Source organism: Cohaesibacter haloalkalitolerans, from assembly GCF_003574655.1.
GTDB classification, from domain to species: Bacteria; Pseudomonadota; Alphaproteobacteria; order Rhizobiales; family Cohaesibacteraceae; genus Cohaesibacter; species Cohaesibacter haloalkalitolerans.
The window spans coordinates 630,973-647,706 of sequence record NZ_QNUM01000001.1 but is presented as its reverse complement, the minus strand read 5'-3'; the positions used below and the strand labels follow the sequence as shown (position 1 = coordinate 647,706).

Below are 16,734 nucleotides of genomic sequence, written 5' to 3'. Positions count from 1 at the left end.
ATGAACTTTTCTTGTTTCTGTTCTAGGTAGCATTGTCAAGACCGAGTAATCAGTTTTAGGGTTTTAGGCCCTTCGGCCCATTCCGTCCAGACCACAAATCCCGCCGTCATAACTTTATAGCCCTCAGGCACGCCTCCTGCCAGGACGGCACGTCCAGCGGATCCAGCAGCGTTGCCCTCTCCAACGCAAGCTCGCGAAACACCGCAAGATCGGATGCAATAACAGGAACACCGAGCCTGTCGGCCTCAAGCATCGGCAACCCCAGACCTTCCGCAAACGACGGAAACAGCAAGGCCCTTGCATGCAAAACAAGATGGAACAGGTCCACGTCATCAAGGTCACCATGCTCGCTCACATGGGGGCGAATGGCAGAGCAGCGGTCCAGAAGCTGGAATACGCTCTCGTTCTGCCATCCCCTCTGGCCAACCACGTGCAAATGTGGCAAGTCGGCCCTGCCCTCTCGTACCCAGCGACGCCACATATGCAGCAACAGCAAATGGTTCTTGCGTGGCTCGATTGTGCCCACCGTGACGAAATAGGGTTTGCCAGTGGCAACAATCTCCCGCACTTTGGCACATGGTTCCCCGGCACGCAGATCCGGCATGGCGAGCGCAGGCAACAGCACCTCAACCGGCCCGCATTGCCATCCCTGTTCGGCGCAATAGCATGCGATGTCTCTGGCCGTGGTTTCCGAATTGGCAAAAAGCTGCCCCCCGGCCTGCCGGAACGCATCGAGATAGGCCTCCTGACGACCGATATGCCCCGGCCTGATATATTCCGGGTAGCGGATCGGAATGAGGTCGTGAATATAGCCACGAACCCTGAGATCAATCTCGGTCTGCAAGCGGTCCAGAAAACCGGAAATCCGCGCAAAGCCGTGATGATTGGCCACAATATAGGTGGCCGGTCGACCTGCCAGTAGGGCCTTCAGCTGCCGCATGAAGCGATTGTCTGCTCCCAAACTCAGTTTCTGTCGGGCCTTTTCAAGGAGGATCAGCCGCGCAAAGGGATCCCCGGTGTTATCACGCGACCGGGCAGAAGAAACAGACCGATCAACCCTGACACCACCCCAGCGCCTTGCCAGCTCTTGCAACAACGGTCGCACTTCATCGCAACTCAGCAATAGCCCGCCCTTGCCGACCATGACGGCAAAGATCAGCCTGTCACCAAACGAGGCGGCCAGATCCTCAGCGAATGCCAGATCGATCCGGTCGATGCCCGTGGCAAACCGGTCGTGACGCCGCAACACCAGACGCGTGAAGTCATAAATCACATGATCGGTTTCGACAAAGCGGTCCCAACGATCTGTCATTGGCCACCCTCCAACCGCGCAATCGATCCCTTGAGACAGGCGGCAAAGGCCTCTCTCTGCACAGACCAGTCGCCGATCCGGCCATTGAGCACCGGAACAGCCAAGCGCCCGGGCATGCGCACGGCGTTCTTGATGGCCGCCTTCCATGCCGGACCATCAAGCGGGTCGAGAAACAGGACGCCATCGTCAACAATCTCGTGAAAGACATCGAGATCGGAGGCAATCACCGGCACGCCCAGCTCGGCGGCCTCCATCAGGGGCAGTCCAAAGCCTTCGGTGAAGGAGGGAAACAGCAGCGCCCGGGCCTTGCCGATCAAAATGAACATGTCCTGATCGTCGAGATTGCCGAATTCCCGCACATAAGGTTTGAGCATCGGGCTGTGATCCAGCAGCGCCGTGACGGATTCATTGCCCCATCCCCTGCGCCCGACAATCGTCAGGCGGGGCATCGGCGAAAAGCCCTCTTCGGCCAATTGCCGCCACAGATGCAGCAGAAGCTGATGATTCTTGCGTGGCTCAAGGGTGCCAAGGATCACGAAATCGCCACCGGGCCATTCCCCGTCGGCCGCCTCACTTTCCGCCGCGCGCCGCAGGCGGGCATCCTTCAGCGGGGCAGCCCCCGTAAGGCCGGGATAGACGACAACTGGCTCGACATTGCCCTTCTCGACGCCCGCCTCTACCTGTTTATGCGCAAGATAGAGGCTCAACTGCCGCGCCGTTGCTTGTGAATTGGCGCTGAAGTCGGTGTCTTTGGCCATCAGCTCGGCCAACATGGCTTCAAGATAGACAAGAGACCGATCCGTTGCATATTCGGGAAACTCGATGGGAATGAGATCGTGAATATAGCCAGCCACGCGCATGGCTCGGGGGCCAGCAAGCCCATCGAGGGCACCGGCATGACCGATCAGCCCCTGATGGGACGCGTTGACATACAACAGCCGCCCACAGCCCTCAAGCGCCTGCTCATTACCCTGCCGCCAGTTCGACAGGGACGATTGCACCCCATAGCGAAGGGCTGGCAGATAGGCCGTAACGAAACGATCCCGCCATGAGCGGCTGGCAAACAGCGCCCGTTCCACCGCCCTTGAGCCATAACCGGCATTGGCGGACAAACCCGCCCCGTCCAGAGCTCTGGCCACCTCTTCATCAGGCGCCCCGCCCCCGAACCAGCAATGGATCTGCGCTTGCAGCATGGAGCGGACAAGGGCCTGCTCCCGATGCAGGATACGCGGTGCCTTGCCGTGCATCATGACCGGCAGGCAGCGCTCACCAAACGCCTCGAAGGTGGCAAGGGCCCACTGGGCATCAATGCGGTCAATTCCTGTCGGAATACGAGCCCGGCGCCGCTGAATGAGGCGCGTCACATCATAGAGCACTCTGGTGGTTGGCTGCATATCCCTGCTCATGACGCGCGAAGATCCATCATTTTCCGGACGACGTCACCCGCCTCCAGCCGTGTGCCGTCATGCGGATTGAAATAGTGCGGATAGGCCACATAAGCGATGTAGAAGAGGTCATCCAGCGCCAACCGGTTCTGCCGCCTCGGAAAGCTGACATGATCTCGGGTCAGCCCCCAGCCAGCATAGAAGGGCGCCCCAAAAGTCACCACCTTCTTGCCCCGCATGAGCGCTTCAAAGCCTCCCAGCGACGAAATGGTATAGACCATCTCCACCGCGTCGATCGCCTCGGCCACCGGCATGGACGACGAGATCTCCCTCACACCACCAAACCCGCCGAGCGCCACGTAACCGGGCCTCTTTCGAGCGCCGACACAATCGGGGTGCTGCTTGAAGAAGATCGCCCGTCCGGGATTTTCGTCCATGGCACGCTGCAAAAGCCCGGCGTTGGTGGAAATGGCATTGCTGTTGCGCAGAATGGAAAAGTCGTCTTCCACCTGCCCAAGAACCAGTATGGCATCAGTAGGAATGGACAGGAGGTCATCGGGCGCTGAAGTTGAGGCCGGATTGGTCGAGGCCAGATTATACTTGTCGATCCGCAGGGTCTTGAGAGTTTCCATCAACTGCCGTGCCGTTGCCCGCTCGGCATCGGAAAGATCGTCCGGCTTGTGGCGATTGAGCATCTGTTCAAGGTCCGACGAGCGGCTGGCATCAAAATAGGCACCACGATCAAGGCACAGCGACCAGGGTGGCACATGATCAAGCCCGCGCCCAACCGAACGGATGAAGCCGTCTTCCACATGCCAGACCGCATGTCCTGAGCAGACAGCCAGATCGAGGCCGAGCGCTTCATCCCTGAATGACCAGATCGCATAGTCGACATCGCAGCGCTTGAGGAGCCGGGCCACCAGTTTCAGCGCCAAAGGGCTGTCCACAAACAGCACGGCACGATCCGCAAAGAACCGGCGGACAAATCCCTCTTTCCACGCACTGAATCCGAGCGCAACAACCAATGGCTGCCCTTGCGCCCGGAGACGGAGAGCGTTCAGCAAGACGCAGGGCAGTAGGCGCGACAGCATGCTCGTCATGTCTTGCAGCAGGCGTGACATTTGATGACCCATTGCGCACTCTACCCTATCGACACAGGCACCCTTCACTCTTCGGCATCAAGCCCGTAGACGCTCGCAGGAAGGAAAGGAGCCTAGCCACGTCATGCAGCCAGCACGTCAGCCTCAGCCCAGTTGAGCCTTGGCAATGAAGAACGGATTGGCAAAGGGCGCGTCGTCCTGAACGACCTTGCCATATTGCAGGCGCTTGCCGTCGGTGGTTTCAACCGTCCCGCCCGCAGCCGACAGGATGGCATCGCCTGCCGCCGTGTCCCATTCCATCGTCCGGCCGAAGCGGGGATAGATATCGGCCTCGCCAGCCGCCAGCAGACAGAATTTGAGCGACGAGCCGATCGATTTGTGATCCCCGACGGTGAAGGCCTTGAGATAGTCTTCCGCTTCAGGCGTGTGGTGCGAGCGCGACCCGACCACATCCACGCCCCCGTCGACATGCTTGCGCACCGCAATCGCACGCCAGTTGGCGATCTCGTGGCTGACGCGGGGGTCAGCAACATCGCCCTGCCAGCAACCTGCATCCACGTCACCGGCGTAAAGCCAGCCCTTGGCAGGCGTATAGATCACGCCGACAGCGGGCACATTATTGCGCACAAGGGCAATATTGACCGTGAACTCGCCATTTTTCTTGATGAATTCCTTGGTGCCATCCAGCGGATCGACAAGGAAGAAATCACCATCCACGTCAGGAATATTGCCTTCAGCGGCAGCTTCTTCCGCAACGACCGGAACATCCGGCGCAATCTGCGCAAGATGCTTGAGGATTACGGCTTCGGCAGCCTTGTCCGCTTGCGTCACAGGCGACGCATCGCCCTTGATCTCGACATCGAAGTCGGTCTCATAAATATCGAGAATGGTCTCGGCCGCGCAAAGCGCAGCCTCGATCATGCCTTTCAGAAGATCCGTCACGCTCTATTCCTTCTCAAGGGCCGCGATGATCAGATCTGCGGCCGCTTCTGCGGACATTTCTGCAGTGTTGACGTAGATCTCGGGCTGAACAGGCGCTTCATATGGCGAGTCGATGCCAGTGAAGTTCTTGATCTTGCCTTCGCGTGCCTTGGCATAGAGCCCCTTGACGTCTCGGGCTTCGCAGACTTCCAGTGGCGTATCCACATAGACCTCGAAGAACTCGCCGTCCTCCAGCATCTCGCGCACCATCCGGCGTTCCGCGACATACGGGGAGATGAAGGCAGTCAGTACGATGAGGCCCGCATCCACCATCAGCTTGGCAACCTCGCCGATACGGCGAATATTCTCGACCCGGTCGACATCGGTGAAGCCGAGGTCCCGGTTGAGGCCATGGCGGACGTTGTCGCCATCAAGCAGATAGGTGTGATGGCCCTCGCCATGCAGTTTCTTCTCGACAAGGTTGGCAATGGTCGACTTGCCGGAGCCGGAAAGACCCGTGAACCACAGCACCTTCGGGGTCTGGCCCTTCTGTGCAGCCCGCGCCTTCTTGTCGATATCAACGGCCTGCCAATGGATATTCTCGGCGCGACGCAGCCCAAACCAGACAAGCCCAGCGGCAACGGTCTGGTTGGAGAAACGGTCGATCAGGATGAAGGAGCCGGTCTTGCGGTTCTCTTCATAGGTATCCATCGCCAATGGCTGGGCAAAGGACAGGTTGCAGAAGCCGATCTCGTTGAGTTCCAGCGTCTTGCCCGCGTCCTTGTGGGTGGCATCGTTGACGTCGATCTTGTGCTTGAGGTCGGTAACCGTCGCCTGAACCTGCTGGGTGCCCATCTTGATGATATAGGGACGCCCCACCATCATGCGGCTGTTATCCATCCAGATGATGTGCGCCGAAATCTGGTCGGTCACCTGCGGACGATGCTGGGTCAACGCCAGCAGATCGCCACGGGAGATGTCGATTTCATCCTCGAGCGTGATCGTCACCGCTTCGCCAGCTTCGGCTTCCGGCAGATCACCATCCATCGTCACGATGGACTTGATGCGCGAGGTCTTGCCGGACTTGGCCACAACGACTTCATCACCGACATGGGCAATGCCGGATGCCACTGTACCTGAGAAGCCGCGGAAGTTGAGGTTTGGACGGTTCACCCACTGGACAGGAAAACGGAACGGCAGCGACCGGTCGGCGCTCTCCACGTCAATGTCTTCCAGATAGGACAGCAGGCTCGGCCCGTCGTACCACGGTGTCTTGTCGCTCTTGACCACCACGTTGTCGCCATAGCGGGCAGACAGCGGCACGGCCATGATGCTTTCAAACTCGAAGCCCTGCGCAAACGCCTTGTAGTCATCAACGATCTTGTCAAAGACCTCCTGCGAGAAATCCATCAGGTCCATCTTGTTGATCGCCAGCACCACATGGCGCACGCCGATCAGCGAGTTGATGAAGCTGTGGCGGCGGGTCTGGGTGAGCACGCCCTTGCGCGCATCGATCAGAATAACCGCAAGATCGCAGTTGGAGGCCCCGGTTGCCATGTTGCGGGTATACTGCTCATGGCCCGGCGTATCGGCGACGACGAACTTGCGCTTGTCGGAAGCAAAGAAGCGATAGGCCACGTCGATGGTGATCCCCTGCTCCTGCTCGGCCTGCAGACCGTCAAGCAGCAAGGCCAGATCGATGTCGTCACCGGTGGTGCCGTGCTTCTTGCTGACGGCTTCCAGCGACCGCATCTGGTCTTCGAAAATCGTCTTGCTGTCATAGAGCAGGCGACCGATCAGGGTCGACTTGCCATCATCCACGCTGCCACAGGTCAGGAAACGCAGGATATCGCGGCTTTCCTGACGGGCAAATTTGCCTCCGTCCAAGGCCCCGCTTGCTGTCATCATCTGTTCGCTCATCAGAAATAGCCCTCCCGTTTCTTCTTCTCCATCGAGGCGGTGTCGTCATGATCGATCATGCGTCCTTCGCGCTCGGAGGTTCGGGCGATCAGCATTTCTTCGAAAATCTCTTCCAGGGTCGACGCACTGCTCTCGACCGCGCCGGTCAGAGGGTAGCACCCGAGGGTACGGAAGCGCACCATCTTCATCTCCGGCACCTCGCCCTCATTGAGCGGCAACCGGTCGTCGTCAACCATGATCCAGGTGCCGTCCCGCTTCACCACCGGGCGTTCCTTGGCGAAATACAGCGGCACGATGGGAATGTTCTCCAGCATGATATACTGCCAGATATCCTGTTCGGTCCAGTTGCTGAGCGGGAAGACGCGAATGCTCTCGCCGGGTTTGATGCGCGTGTTGAAGATATTCCACAGTTCCGGGCGCTGGTTCTTCGGGTCCCAGCTGTGGTTTTCCGTCCGGAAGGAGAAGATGCGTTCCTTGGCGCGGGATTTCTCCTCGTCACGTCGCGCGCCACCGAAGGCTGCATCGAACTTGTGCGCAGTCAGTGCCTGTTTCAGCGCATCGGTCTTCATGATCTGGGTATAGAGCGACGAGCCATGGGTGAACGGGTTCACATTGTTGGCCCGACCCTCCTCGTTGGTATGCACGATGAGGTCTAGATCATATTCCTTGACCATGCGATCACGAAACGTGATCATCTCGCGGAATTTCCATGTGGTGTCGACATGCATCAGCGGAAACGGCAGCCGGGACGGATAGAAGGCCTTGCGGGCCAGATGCAGCATCACAGCACTATCCTTGCCGATGGAATAGAGCATGACAGGATTTTTAAACTCTGAAGCAACTTCGCGAATAATATGAATACTCTCATGCTCAAGTGCTTTGAGATGCGTTCTGAGCGATTTTTCTTTCATAAAATATGTCCGGGTGTTTGTACCAATATCAATGTGATCCGGAGATCAGTTTTCGTGATAAACAGCTGCGCAGCAAGACATCACAAAACTTAGATGCCAATTCTTTCGAGGAATATATTCGGGGGACATGATACATTCATCACTTCCTCACCCGAAACCTTTCAATACCCCGCTTGAGGCAAACATTTATCGTGCAGATACAGTAAAAGCAATACAAAAATTCTGGCCATTTCATGATCTGGAAACCCCGAAAGCCTTGCAATTCCGCCAGCTTTTGCCCGTCCCGATTGCATCAACGATCGAACTCACCGGCTCAGCAGGAAATCCTGCCATTGAGAAAGCAGCGTTTCCGTTTCATAGGCCTTGAGGTTATGGCGAGCCGCCTCGCGCATGGATTGTCGCTGTTCTTTTGCCTCATCCGCCAAAAGATCCCCGATCACACGGGTCGCGTCGTCCACGCTATAGGGGCTGAAATAAACCGCGCCCCCTTCAAAAACCTCGCGATGAACCGGAATATCGGATGCAGCGACAACGCCACCGCACCGCATTGCCTCGATGCCGGAATAGTCAAAGCCCTCGGCAAAGCTGGGGCAGATCGTGGCCGCGGCATGGCTGTAGAGCAGACGCAGTTCGGCATTGGAAACACCTTGCAGATGGAACAGCTCTCCCCGCGCGATCCACGGGCGCATCTGGTTCAGGATCGGCTCGTAATTCCAGCCCTTGCCACCAACGACAACCAGCTTCAGGTTTCTGTTCGTCCTGTGTCTGAGGCGTTCCCATGCAGAGACAAGCAGCGCATGGTTCTTGCGCGGCTCAAGCGTCGAGATCATCAGGAGATAGTCATCCCCCTGCCCGCGTCCACCCTGCCCGCGCTCCTCAGCTCCACGCTCCCCACGCACAGGGCCGGCAGGCCCAAGCTCAGGATCAGCCTGACGACTGGCCAGAATATCTCGAACCCGATCGGCAGGCTCTTCACTCGGCCAGAAATCACCGCTGATCATGTTGTGAATGGTGACAGACCGGTGTTCGACCTCGGGGAACATCTTGAGCAGATCCTGCCGCGACTGCTCCGAAACGCAGGCAAACAGCGCCCCGTCCCTGACGTTGGTCTCAAGCGCCCGATAGTGCGAGGCCTGATGAAAGGATACATCGCTGATCGTGTGCGGCATCAACACCGGAATGGCATCATGATAGCGCACCACCAGCTTGGTTCTGGGCGAAACATGGGCCGGGAATGGCGTCTGGGCAATCAGGAAATCATACTCATCCGTCACCACGCTGGGATATCGCCGCTTCTTGCTCTTCAAGCCGACATTATGGAAATGCTTGCGTGAGTGATTGATGATGCGATAGCGCGCCCGCGTAACCCGCTCCATGTCTTCCAGCGGCAGGCTCTTGCTGAACAGATGGCGCCACAGGAAGTCATCAAACCTAGCTGTTTCAAACACCCCCAGCTCACACGCCTGACCGCGCATGGTCTGCCAGCGCAGGATCTGCAGGGCAATGTAGCGCTGCATGTATTTCGGCAGGCCCGGAACATATGTCTTCACGGCGTTTCGACAGAAGGAGACAACCGTGCGCGAGTCATGAATGACACGCTCGTTGGCTGGCAACCGCTCGACACCGGGGCGCGACGTCAGATAGCCGCTGCCATGCTGAAGCAACCCATCGCTGAGAAACGGCTCATCGAGTTTCCTGAGATTGGAGAAAAGCAGTCGGGTCTCTTGCGGAATTCCGGCAAAACCATCAAGCGCAGGCTTCAGGTCGACGAGGAGTTTGATTTTCTGCATGGGAAGCAATCAATTATCTATCTGTCAAATGGCACAATATCATTCAGGATCACTCAGGATCACCCCGGGGCAAAAATGAACCTCCTGAGGGTCGGGCCTCTTGTCGCTCATATTCGCTCTGGCAGCACAACTGTTAGGCAATGCCACACTTCCATCAACAGCGGCAAGCCTTTTTTCCACCCGGACACGCCTGCGAACCCAGATCACCCAGGGTGCAACGACCATTTTTAAAGCACCCCAAATTGCACCTACGCCAGAAAACAACCAACCTCAACAACAAAACGCCTAAAATTTAATCACATGCCCATACCCCACGCAGCCAACAGAGAGATTCTATACCAAATATTAAGTATTTATACATCCACCCTCTCCACCAGCAAGCAACACGGCTGCAAGGCTCATCTTTTTGGTCATAGAAATCAGTATCTTCACAAAGACTGCCGACAAATTGAACCACCCCGAACATCTTGGCACAGGCATTGCAAATTCAACCCCATCACCACCAGATGGAGTTATAAAAAAGTGTCTTCCAAAATTACAAAAATTGCTGCTGCCCTTGCTCTGACCACCTCATTGATCTCTGCTTCCGCGGCCTTCGCGGAAGACACCATCAAGGTCGGCATTCTGCATTCCCTCTCCGGCACCATGGCCATTTCCGAAACCACCCTCAAGGACGCCATGCTGATGCTCATCGACGAGCAGAACAAGAAAGGCGGCCTTCTGGGCAAGAAGCTCGAAGCGGTCGTTGTCGACCCGGCCTCCGACTGGCCGCTGTTCACCGAAAAAGCCCGCGAGCTGATCGACGTCAACAAGGTGTCCGCTGTGTTCGGCTGCTGGACCTCGGTTTCGCGCAAGTCCGTGCTGCCGGTGTTCGAGGAACTCAACTCGATCCTCTTCTACCCTGTCCAGTATGAGGGAGAGGAATCCCAGCGCAACGTCTTCTATACCGGTGCCGCTCCGAACCAGCAGGCCATTCCCGCCGTCGATTACCTGATGGCAGAGGAAGGCGTCGAACGCTGGGTTCTGGCTGGCACCGACTATGTCTACCCGCGCACCACCAACAAGATTCTTGAAGCCTATCTGAAGGCCAAGGGTGTGGCCGAAGAAGACATCATGATCAACTACACCCCATTTGGTCACTCCGATTGGCAGACCATCGTTTCCGACATCAAGGCGTTTGGTGAAGCGGGCAAGAAGACCGCCGTGGTCTCCACCATCAACGGTGACGCCAACGTGCCTTTCTACAAGGAACTGGCCAACCAGGGCATCAAGGCAGAAGACATTCCGGTCGTCGCCTTCTCTGTGGGTGAAGAAGAACTGGCCGGTCTCGACACTGCGCCGCTCGTAGGCCATCTGGCCGCATGGAACTACTTCCAGTCTGTTGAATCCGACGCCAATGCCGAGTTCATCGACGCATGGCACGCCTTCACCAAGAATGACAAGCGCGTCACCAACGACCCGATGGAAGCCCATTACATCGGCTTCAACATGTGGGTGAAAGCGGTTGAGGCTGCCGGCACCACCGACTCCGATGCCGTCATCGACGCCCTGCCGGGCATCTCGGTTCCAAACCTCACCGGCGGCTACTCCGCCATGATGCCGAACCATCACATCACCAAGCCGGTTCTGATCGGCGAAATTCAGGACAACGGCCAGTTTGACGTGGTTTACGAAACCGCCGGCCTCGTCCCGGGTGACGCATGGTCCGACTATCTGCCTGATTCCGCCAAACTGATCTCCGATTGGCGCGCGCCGCTCTCCTGCGGCAACTTCAATACCGAAACCAAGGAATGCGGCGGCAAGGGCAACTGATCGGGCCCGACGCACGTCATCCTTCTTCCGGTCCCCGGTGACAGGCTTCCTGTCACCGGGGCAGACATGTCTAGCAAGAGAGAAATTCATGACATTGCTGCGCGCACTGCTTGTTTGTCTTGTCACTCTCGTCCTTTCCTCAGCTGCCGTTCCCCCCTCCATGGCCGATGATCTGCAGGATACGATCAACGCTCTGGCCGACGGCAGCCTGAAAGACAGGGCAGAAAAAGTGGATGCCCTTCTGGCAACCGGAGACCCGAAGGTGGTTCCCGTCCTCAGCCAGTTGGCCGATGGAAACCTCTATGTCCGCAAGGCGGACAATCGCGTCTTCCTGACCGAAAGTGCGGGCAAAAACTTCACCTTGACAGATCCAGTAAGCGGCGAAGTCATTCCCGACATCAACAAGAGAACCCTCGACAAGATCAAGGCCAACAACAGCCTGCGCCGCCAGATCCGCGACGGCCTGAGCCTGTTTGCCCTCAACAGCCCCGACCCGGCCAAGCGTCTGGAAGCGGCGGAAACCATCTTCAAGGCTCAGGACGCCAGCGCCCTGCCCGCCATCGAGGCCCGGCTTGCCAAGGAACAGGACCCGGAAGTTTCCGCCTTTCTTGAAGAAGCCCGCGCCGGACTTGTCCTGAGCTCCGACGCGTCCGAAAGCGACAAGCTGGCCGCCATCGACGTGCTGCGCGAGAAGGGTGGCCGTCAGGTGCTCTCCATGCTCACAGCCGCCGCTGAAAAAGGCGAAGGCGCTGTCAGGGACGCCGCCGAGCGCGCCGTCGTCGCCATCGAGCGCGTGCTCGCCATCTGGGAAGGCGTCCAGAATATCTGGTACGGCCTGTCCCTTGGCTCCGTGCTGCTGCTCGCCTCCATCGGCCTTGCCATCACCTTCGGCGTGATGGGCGTCATCAACATGGCCCATGGCGAAATGGTGATGATCGGTGCCTACACGACCTTCACCGTACAGCAGGTCATCCAGTCCACTGCGCCGGGCCTGTTCGACTATTCCCTGCTTTTTGCCATTCCCATTGCCTTCCTTGTTGCCGGCGCGGTGGGCTTTGTGCTTGAGCGTGGCATCATCCGGTTTCTCTATGGCCGACCGCTGGAAACGCTGCTTGCCACCTGGGGCGTCTCGCTGATGCTGCAGCAGGCGGTCCGCACCATTTTCGGCCCCACCAACAAGGAAGTCAGCAACCCGTCCTGGATGTCTGGCGCCCTTGATCTGGCAGGCCTGTCGCTGACCTGGAACCGCATCTGGATCTTCTTCTTTGCCCTTGCCGTCTTCGGCCTGCTGTTCCTGCTGCTCAAGCGCACGCCGATGGGCCTGCAGATGCGTGCCGTAACGCAGAACCGCAACATGGCCTCTTCGCTCGGGGTCCGCACTCCGTGGGTCGATGCCTTCACCTTTGCCCTCGGCTCCGGCATCGCGGGCATCGCCGGGGTAGCCCTCAGCCAGATCGGCAACGTCTCGCCCAACCTCGGCCAGAGCTACATTATCGACAGCTTCATGGTCGTGGTCTTCGGCGGGGTCGGCAACCTCTGGGGCACGCTCATCGGGGCCTTGACCCTCGGCGTCGCCAACAAGTTCCTTGAACCCTTCGCCGGTGCCGTGCTTGGCAAGATCCTCGTGCTGGTCTTCATCATCCTGTTCATTCAGAAACGGCCACGCGGTCTGTTCGCTCTCAAGGGAAGGGCCGTGGAACAATGATCTCCGCTTTTCTGTTTCGCGGCCTTGCCGGACGCATCGCCTGGGTCGCAGCGGCCATCGCCCTGATCGGCATTCTCGTGCCCCTCAGCAACCTGTTTCTGACGCCCGAACACGCCCTTTACGTGCCCGATTACATCGTCTCGCTGTTCGGCAAATATCTCACCTATGCCCTGCTGGCGCTGACGCTTGATCTGGTCTGGGGCTATTGCGGCATTCTTTCGCTTGGTCATGGCGCCTTCTTTGCCCTTGGCGGCTACGCCATGGGCATGTATCTGATGCGCCAGATCGGCTCACGTGGTGTCTATGGCGACCCGATCCTGCCGGACTTCATGGTGTTCCTGAACTGGAAGGAGCTGCCATGGTACTGGTATGGCTTCGACCAGTTCTGGTTCGCCGCTCTCATGGTGCTCGCCGTGCCGGGGCTACTGGCCTTCGTGTTCGGCTGGTTTGCTTTCCGCTCCCGCGTCACCGGGGTCTATCTGTCGATCATCACCCAGGCCATGACCTATGCGCTGCTGCTCGCCTTCTTCCGCAATGACATGGGCTTTGGCGGCAACAACGGCCTCACCGACTTCAAGGACATCCTCGGCTACACCCTGCAGGAACCATCCACCCGCGCCGGGCTGTTTGCCGCCGCAGCCTTTGCCCTCTGTCTGGCGCTCATCATCAGCTCGGCCATCGTCCGCTCCAAGTTCGGCAAGGTGCTGCTGGCCACACGCGATGCAGAAAGCCGCGCCCGCTTCCTTGGCTATCGCGTCGAGCATGTGAAGCTGTTCGTCTTCACCCTGTCGGCGATGATGGCTGGCATCGCGGGCGCCCTTTATGTGCCGCTGGTCGGCATCATCAACCCGGGGGAATTTGCCCCGGCCAACTCCATCGAAGTGGTCATCTGGACCGCGGTTGGCGGGCGCGGCACCCTGATCGGCCCGATTGTTGGCGCCATCACGGTCAACCTCGGCAAAAGCTGGTTCACGGCCCAGTTCCCCGAATACTGGCTGTTCGTTCTGGGTGGCCTGTTCGTAGCGGTGACCCTGTTCATGCCGCGCGGCATCCTTGGCACCCTGTCCGATGCCACCGGCAAGCTGAAGAGCCTCGGATCGGGCAAGGCCACCGCGCTGGTACAGGACCCGGCAGATGCTAGCGAATTGCGCAAGGAGGGTGAAGCGTCATGACCGAAGAAACCAACCAGATGACCTCGGCGCTGCTCTATCTCGATGACGTCTCGGTCTCCTTTGACGGCTTCAAGGCCATCAACGGGCTGTCCCTGACCATCGAGAAGGGCGAGATGCGCGCCATCATCGGCCCCAACGGCGCCGGCAAGACGACAATGATGGACATCATCACCGGCAAGACCCGCCCGGACACCGGCGACGTGCTGTTTGAAGGCAAGATGGACCTCACCCAGCATGACGAGACCGAAATCGCCCAGGCCGGGATCGGGCGCAAGTTCCAGAAGCCAACCGTGTTCGAAAGCCAGACCGTGCGCGAGAATCTCGAGCTGGCTCTGGCGGGCAATCGTGGCGTCTGGGCTTCGCTGTTCTATCGCGAAAGCGAAGAGGAGGCAGCCAAGATCGCCAGCATCCTTGAAACCGTCCGCCTTACCCATCGCGCCAACGAACTGGCCTCGGACCTGTCCCATGGCCAGAAACAGTGGCTCGAAATCGGCATGCTGCTGGCGCAGGACCCCAAGCTCCTGCTCGTTGACGAACCCGTAGCGGGCATGACCGATGCCGAAACGGTGGAAACCGCCAAGTTGCTGCGCGAGATTTCCAAGACCCATTCGGTCATCGTCGTCGAGCATGACATGGGCTTCATCCGCGATCTTGGTGTCAAGGTCACGGTGCTGGCCGAAGGCGCCGTTCTGGCCGAAGGCTCGCTCGACCACGTCAGCGCCCATCCGGACGTCATTGAAAGTTATCTGGGGAGATGATCATGAGTACAGCGGTGAATTCGTCATCCCGGCAGGAAAGCAAACCCCTCGCCCTCTCCGTCGAGGGGATCGACCTGCATTACGGTGCAGCGCAAGCGCTGCGCAACATCTCTCTGGATGTGGAAAGCGCCCGGATCACCTGCGTTCTGGGACGCAACGGCGTCGGCAAGACCTCGATGCTGCGCGCCATTGTCGGCCAGCATCCGGTGAGCAAGGGCAGGATCATTCTCGGCGGCGCCGATGTCACCAAGGCCCCGCCCTATGCCCGCGCAGGACGGGGCATCGCCTATGTGCCTCAGGGCCGCGAAATCTTCCCGCAGCTGACAGTCAGGGAAAATCTCGAGGTCGGCTTTGCCCGCCTGCCCCGCAAGCAGCGGTTTGTCGAGGAAGAGATTTTCGAGCTGTTCCCGATTCTCAAGGACATGCTCTCGCGTCGCGGCGGTGACCTCTCCGGCGGCCAGCAGCAACAGCTGGCCATCGGCAGGGCGCTGGTCACCCGCCCGGACATTCTGGTGCTGGACGAACCGACCGAAGGCATCCAGCCCTCGATCATCAAGGATATCGGCCGCGCCATCACCTACCTCAAGGAGGAAAAGGGAATGGCGATTCTATTGGTCGAACAATATCTTGATTTCTGCCGTGAGCTGGCGGATGTTGTCCATATCATGGACCGTGGCGAGATCGTGCATTCTGGTCCTGCCGAAGATCTGGACAAGGAACATGTACGCAACCATCTCACCGTCTGACGCCTCTGCCAGCGGCCTTCCCGGCACCTCTTCCGATGGCGCAGCGGGCAGGGCTCCGGCGCAGAGAACCACGGGCGCCGGACGGGTCAGCTTCAAGGAGGATGGAGCGGGCAACACCCGCCTCGATCGCCTCTATCAGCAGGGCTGCGCCAAGATCCGTCTGCCAAGGGTCTATGGCGGCAGCGCCGCTGAAGCCGTTCTGATCAACAGCTCGGGCGGGCTCACCGGTGGCGATATCGTCAGCTGGCAGGCCGATGCGGCAACCGGCACCTACGCGGTGATCACCACCCAGGCCTGCGAGAAGATCTACAAGGCGGACAGCGGGGTTGCCCGCGTCAGCAATCATGTCACCGTGGCAGACGGCGCGCGCCTTGACTGGCTGCCGCAGGAAACAATCCTTTATGACCGTGCCGGGCTCTACCGCTCTCTTGATGTGCATCTTGCGGGCAACGCCCGCTTCATGGCGGTCGAGAGCCTGCTGCTCGGTCGCCTTGCCATGGGCGAGGCGCTCAGGAGCCTTGCCTTCCGCGACAGCTGGCACATCCACCGGGATGGCCGCCTGATCCACGCCGAGGCACAGCGCCTTGAGGGCGACGTGGCACGGATCGGCCTGGCGGACGCAGTGCTGTCCGGCCATCTGGCGCTTGCCACACTCTGCTACACCGGCCCAGAAGACAGCGATGCGATGGACGCGCTGGTCGACAGGGGCCGAGCCCTGATGCAGCCATTTGCCGACTGCACGGTGGGACTTTCCAGCTTCAACGGCAAGATCCTTGCCCGCCTCACGGCGACAAACGGCATGGCACTGCGCGCAGCGCTCATTCCATTGATTTCACATTTTCGGACCGGGGAGCCTCTCCCGCGTGTCTGGACGACCTGAACCAGAGAGGAAGCGTCATGAATTTGACACCGAGAGAGAAGGACAAACTTCTCATCGCCATGGCAGCCATGGTGGCACGCCGGCGCCTTGAAAGGGGCGTCAAGCTCAATCATCCCGAGGCCGTGGCACTGATCACCGACTTCATCGTCGAAGGCGCGCGCGATGGTCGCACCGTTGCCGACCTGATGGAAGCCGGGGCCCATATCATCAGCCGCGCTCAGGTGATGGAAGGCATCCCCGAGATGATCCATGACATCCAGGTGGAAGCCACCTTCCCCGACGGGGTGAAGCTGGTCACCGTCCACGAACCGATCCGCTGAGG

At 59.1% G+C, this 16,734-nt stretch carries 14 protein-coding genes; 7 read left to right on the top strand and 7 right to left on the bottom strand.

All coding sequences use genetic code 11. The annotated features are described in order from the left end of the window. Nucleotides 1–106: 106 nt before the first annotated feature. The 7 genes from DSL70_RS02810 to DSL70_RS02780 all read right to left on the bottom strand — a co-directional run bounded on the left by DSL70_RS02810 (nt 107) and on the right by DSL70_RS02780 (nt 9,339). Entirely contained in the window at nt 107–1,312 is a 1,206-nt protein-coding gene (locus DSL70_RS02810; RefSeq protein ID WP_162916293.1) for a glycosyltransferase family 4 protein, read from the bottom strand. Beyond that, a complete protein-coding gene (locus DSL70_RS02805; protein ID WP_119306340.1) occupies nt 1,309–2,718 on the bottom strand; it encodes a glycosyltransferase family 4 protein in 1,410 nt (469 codons plus the stop codon). Before DSL70_RS02805 ends, DSL70_RS02810 begins: the two co-directional genes overlap by 4 nt. Beyond that, a complete protein-coding gene (locus DSL70_RS02800; protein ID WP_119306339.1) occupies nt 2,715–3,830 on the bottom strand; it encodes a capsular polysaccharide export protein, LipB/KpsS family in 1,116 nt (371 codons plus the stop codon). The genes DSL70_RS02805 and DSL70_RS02800 overlap by 4 nt, the downstream gene beginning before the upstream one ends. Before the next feature lie 111 nt (nt 3,831–3,941). After that, nucleotides 3,942–4,739 carry a 3'(2'),5'-bisphosphate nucleotidase CysQ gene (gene cysQ, locus DSL70_RS02795; RefSeq protein WP_425359327.1) on the bottom strand — a complete coding sequence of 266 codons (798 nt, stop codon included), beginning with the start codon at nt 4,737–4,739 and terminating at the stop codon, nt 3,942–3,944. Nucleotides 4,740–4,742: 3 nt separating this feature from the next. After that, nucleotides 4,743–6,638 (bottom strand): sulfate adenylyltransferase subunit CysN, encoded by a 1,896-nt coding sequence (gene cysN, locus DSL70_RS02790; RefSeq protein WP_119306338.1) that lies wholly within the window; start codon nt 6,636–6,638, stop codon nt 4,743–4,745. Further along, a complete protein-coding gene (cysD, locus tag DSL70_RS02785) occupies nt 6,638–7,549 on the bottom strand; it encodes a sulfate adenylyltransferase subunit CysD (RefSeq protein ID WP_119306337.1) in 912 nt (303 codons plus the stop codon). The genes cysN and cysD overlap by 1 nt, the downstream gene beginning before the upstream one ends. Nucleotides 7,550–7,854: 305 nt before the next feature. After that, a complete protein-coding gene (locus DSL70_RS02780) occupies nt 7,855–9,339 on the bottom strand; it encodes a glycosyltransferase family 4 protein (protein WP_119306336.1) in 1,485 nt (494 codons plus the stop codon). A 543-nt stretch (nt 9,340–9,882) separates the two neighbouring features. Here DSL70_RS02780 and urtA point away from each other — a divergent pair. The 7 genes from urtA to DSL70_RS02745 all read left to right on the top strand — a co-directional run bounded on the left by urtA (nt 9,883) and on the right by DSL70_RS02745 (nt 16,732). Then, entirely contained in the window at nt 9,883–11,151 is a 1,269-nt protein-coding gene (gene urtA / locus DSL70_RS02775; RefSeq protein ID WP_245418088.1) for an urea ABC transporter substrate-binding protein, read from the top strand. A gap of 88 nt (nt 11,152–11,239) precedes the next feature. After that, entirely contained in the window at nt 11,240–12,856 is a 1,617-nt protein-coding gene (gene urtB, locus DSL70_RS02770; protein ID WP_119306334.1) for an urea ABC transporter permease subunit UrtB, read from the top strand. After that, on the top strand, nt 12,853–14,028 hold the full coding sequence (gene urtC / locus DSL70_RS02765; RefSeq protein WP_119306333.1) for an urea ABC transporter permease subunit UrtC: 1,176 nt from the start codon (nt 12,853–12,855) through the stop codon (nt 14,026–14,028). The genes urtB and urtC overlap by 4 nt, the downstream gene beginning before the upstream one ends. After that, nucleotides 14,025–14,786 (top strand): urea ABC transporter ATP-binding protein UrtD, encoded by a 762-nt coding sequence (gene urtD, locus DSL70_RS02760; protein WP_119306332.1) that lies wholly within the window; start codon nt 14,025–14,027, stop codon nt 14,784–14,786. Before urtC ends, urtD begins: the two co-directional genes overlap by 4 nt. 2 nt (nt 14,787–14,788) lie before the next feature. Then, a complete protein-coding gene (gene urtE / locus DSL70_RS02755) occupies nt 14,789–15,532 on the top strand; it encodes an urea ABC transporter ATP-binding subunit UrtE (RefSeq protein WP_119306600.1) in 744 nt (247 codons plus the stop codon). Continuing rightward, nucleotides 15,507–16,412 carry an urease accessory protein UreD gene (locus DSL70_RS02750; RefSeq protein ID WP_119306331.1) on the top strand — a complete coding sequence of 302 codons (906 nt, stop codon included), beginning with the start codon at nt 15,507–15,509 and terminating at the stop codon, nt 16,410–16,412. Before urtE ends, DSL70_RS02750 begins: the two co-directional genes overlap by 26 nt. 17 nt (nt 16,413–16,429) lie before the next feature. Then, the gene (locus DSL70_RS02745) at nt 16,430–16,732 is read left to right on the top strand and encodes an urease subunit gamma (protein ID WP_119306330.1); all 303 of its coding nucleotides are present in this window, start codon (nt 16,430–16,432) and stop codon (nt 16,730–16,732) included. The last annotated feature ends 2 nt before the right edge of the window (nt 16,733–16,734 follow it).

Excerpts from the sequence above, each read along its gene's own strand:
- DSL70_RS02810 (WP_162916293.1), bottom strand. The coding sequence starts at position 1,312 with ATGACAGATCGTTGGGACCGCTTTGTCGAAACCGATCATGTGATTTAT.
- DSL70_RS02805 (WP_119306340.1), bottom strand. The coding sequence starts at position 2,718 with ATGAGCAGGGATATGCAGCCAACCACCAGAGTGCTCTATGATGTGACG.
- DSL70_RS02800 (WP_119306339.1), bottom strand. The coding sequence starts at position 3,830 with ATGGGTCATCAAATGTCACGCCTGCTGCAAGACATGACGAGCATGCTG.
- cysN (WP_119306338.1), bottom strand. The coding sequence starts at position 6,638 with ATGAGCGAACAGATGATGACAGCAAGCGGGGCCTTGGACGGAGGCAAA.
- cysD (WP_119306337.1), bottom strand. The coding sequence starts at position 7,549 with ATGAAAGAAAAATCGCTCAGAACGCATCTCAAAGCACTTGAGCATGAG.
- DSL70_RS02780 (WP_119306336.1), bottom strand. The coding sequence starts at position 9,339 with ATGCAGAAAATCAAACTCCTCGTCGACCTGAAGCCTGCGCTTGATGGT.
- urtB (WP_119306334.1), top strand. The coding sequence starts at position 11,240 with ATGACATTGCTGCGCGCACTGCTTGTTTGTCTTGTCACTCTCGTCCTT.
- urtC (WP_119306333.1), top strand. The coding sequence starts at position 12,853 with ATGATCTCCGCTTTTCTGTTTCGCGGCCTTGCCGGACGCATCGCCTGG.
- urtD (WP_119306332.1), top strand. The coding sequence starts at position 14,025 with ATGACCGAAGAAACCAACCAGATGACCTCGGCGCTGCTCTATCTCGAT.
- urtE (WP_119306600.1), top strand. The coding sequence starts at position 14,789 with ATGAGTACAGCGGTGAATTCGTCATCCCGGCAGGAAAGCAAACCCCTC.
- DSL70_RS02750 (WP_119306331.1), top strand. The coding sequence starts at position 15,507 with ATGTACGCAACCATCTCACCGTCTGACGCCTCTGCCAGCGGCCTTCCC.
- DSL70_RS02745 (WP_119306330.1), top strand. The coding sequence starts at position 16,430 with ATGAATTTGACACCGAGAGAGAAGGACAAACTTCTCATCGCCATGGCA.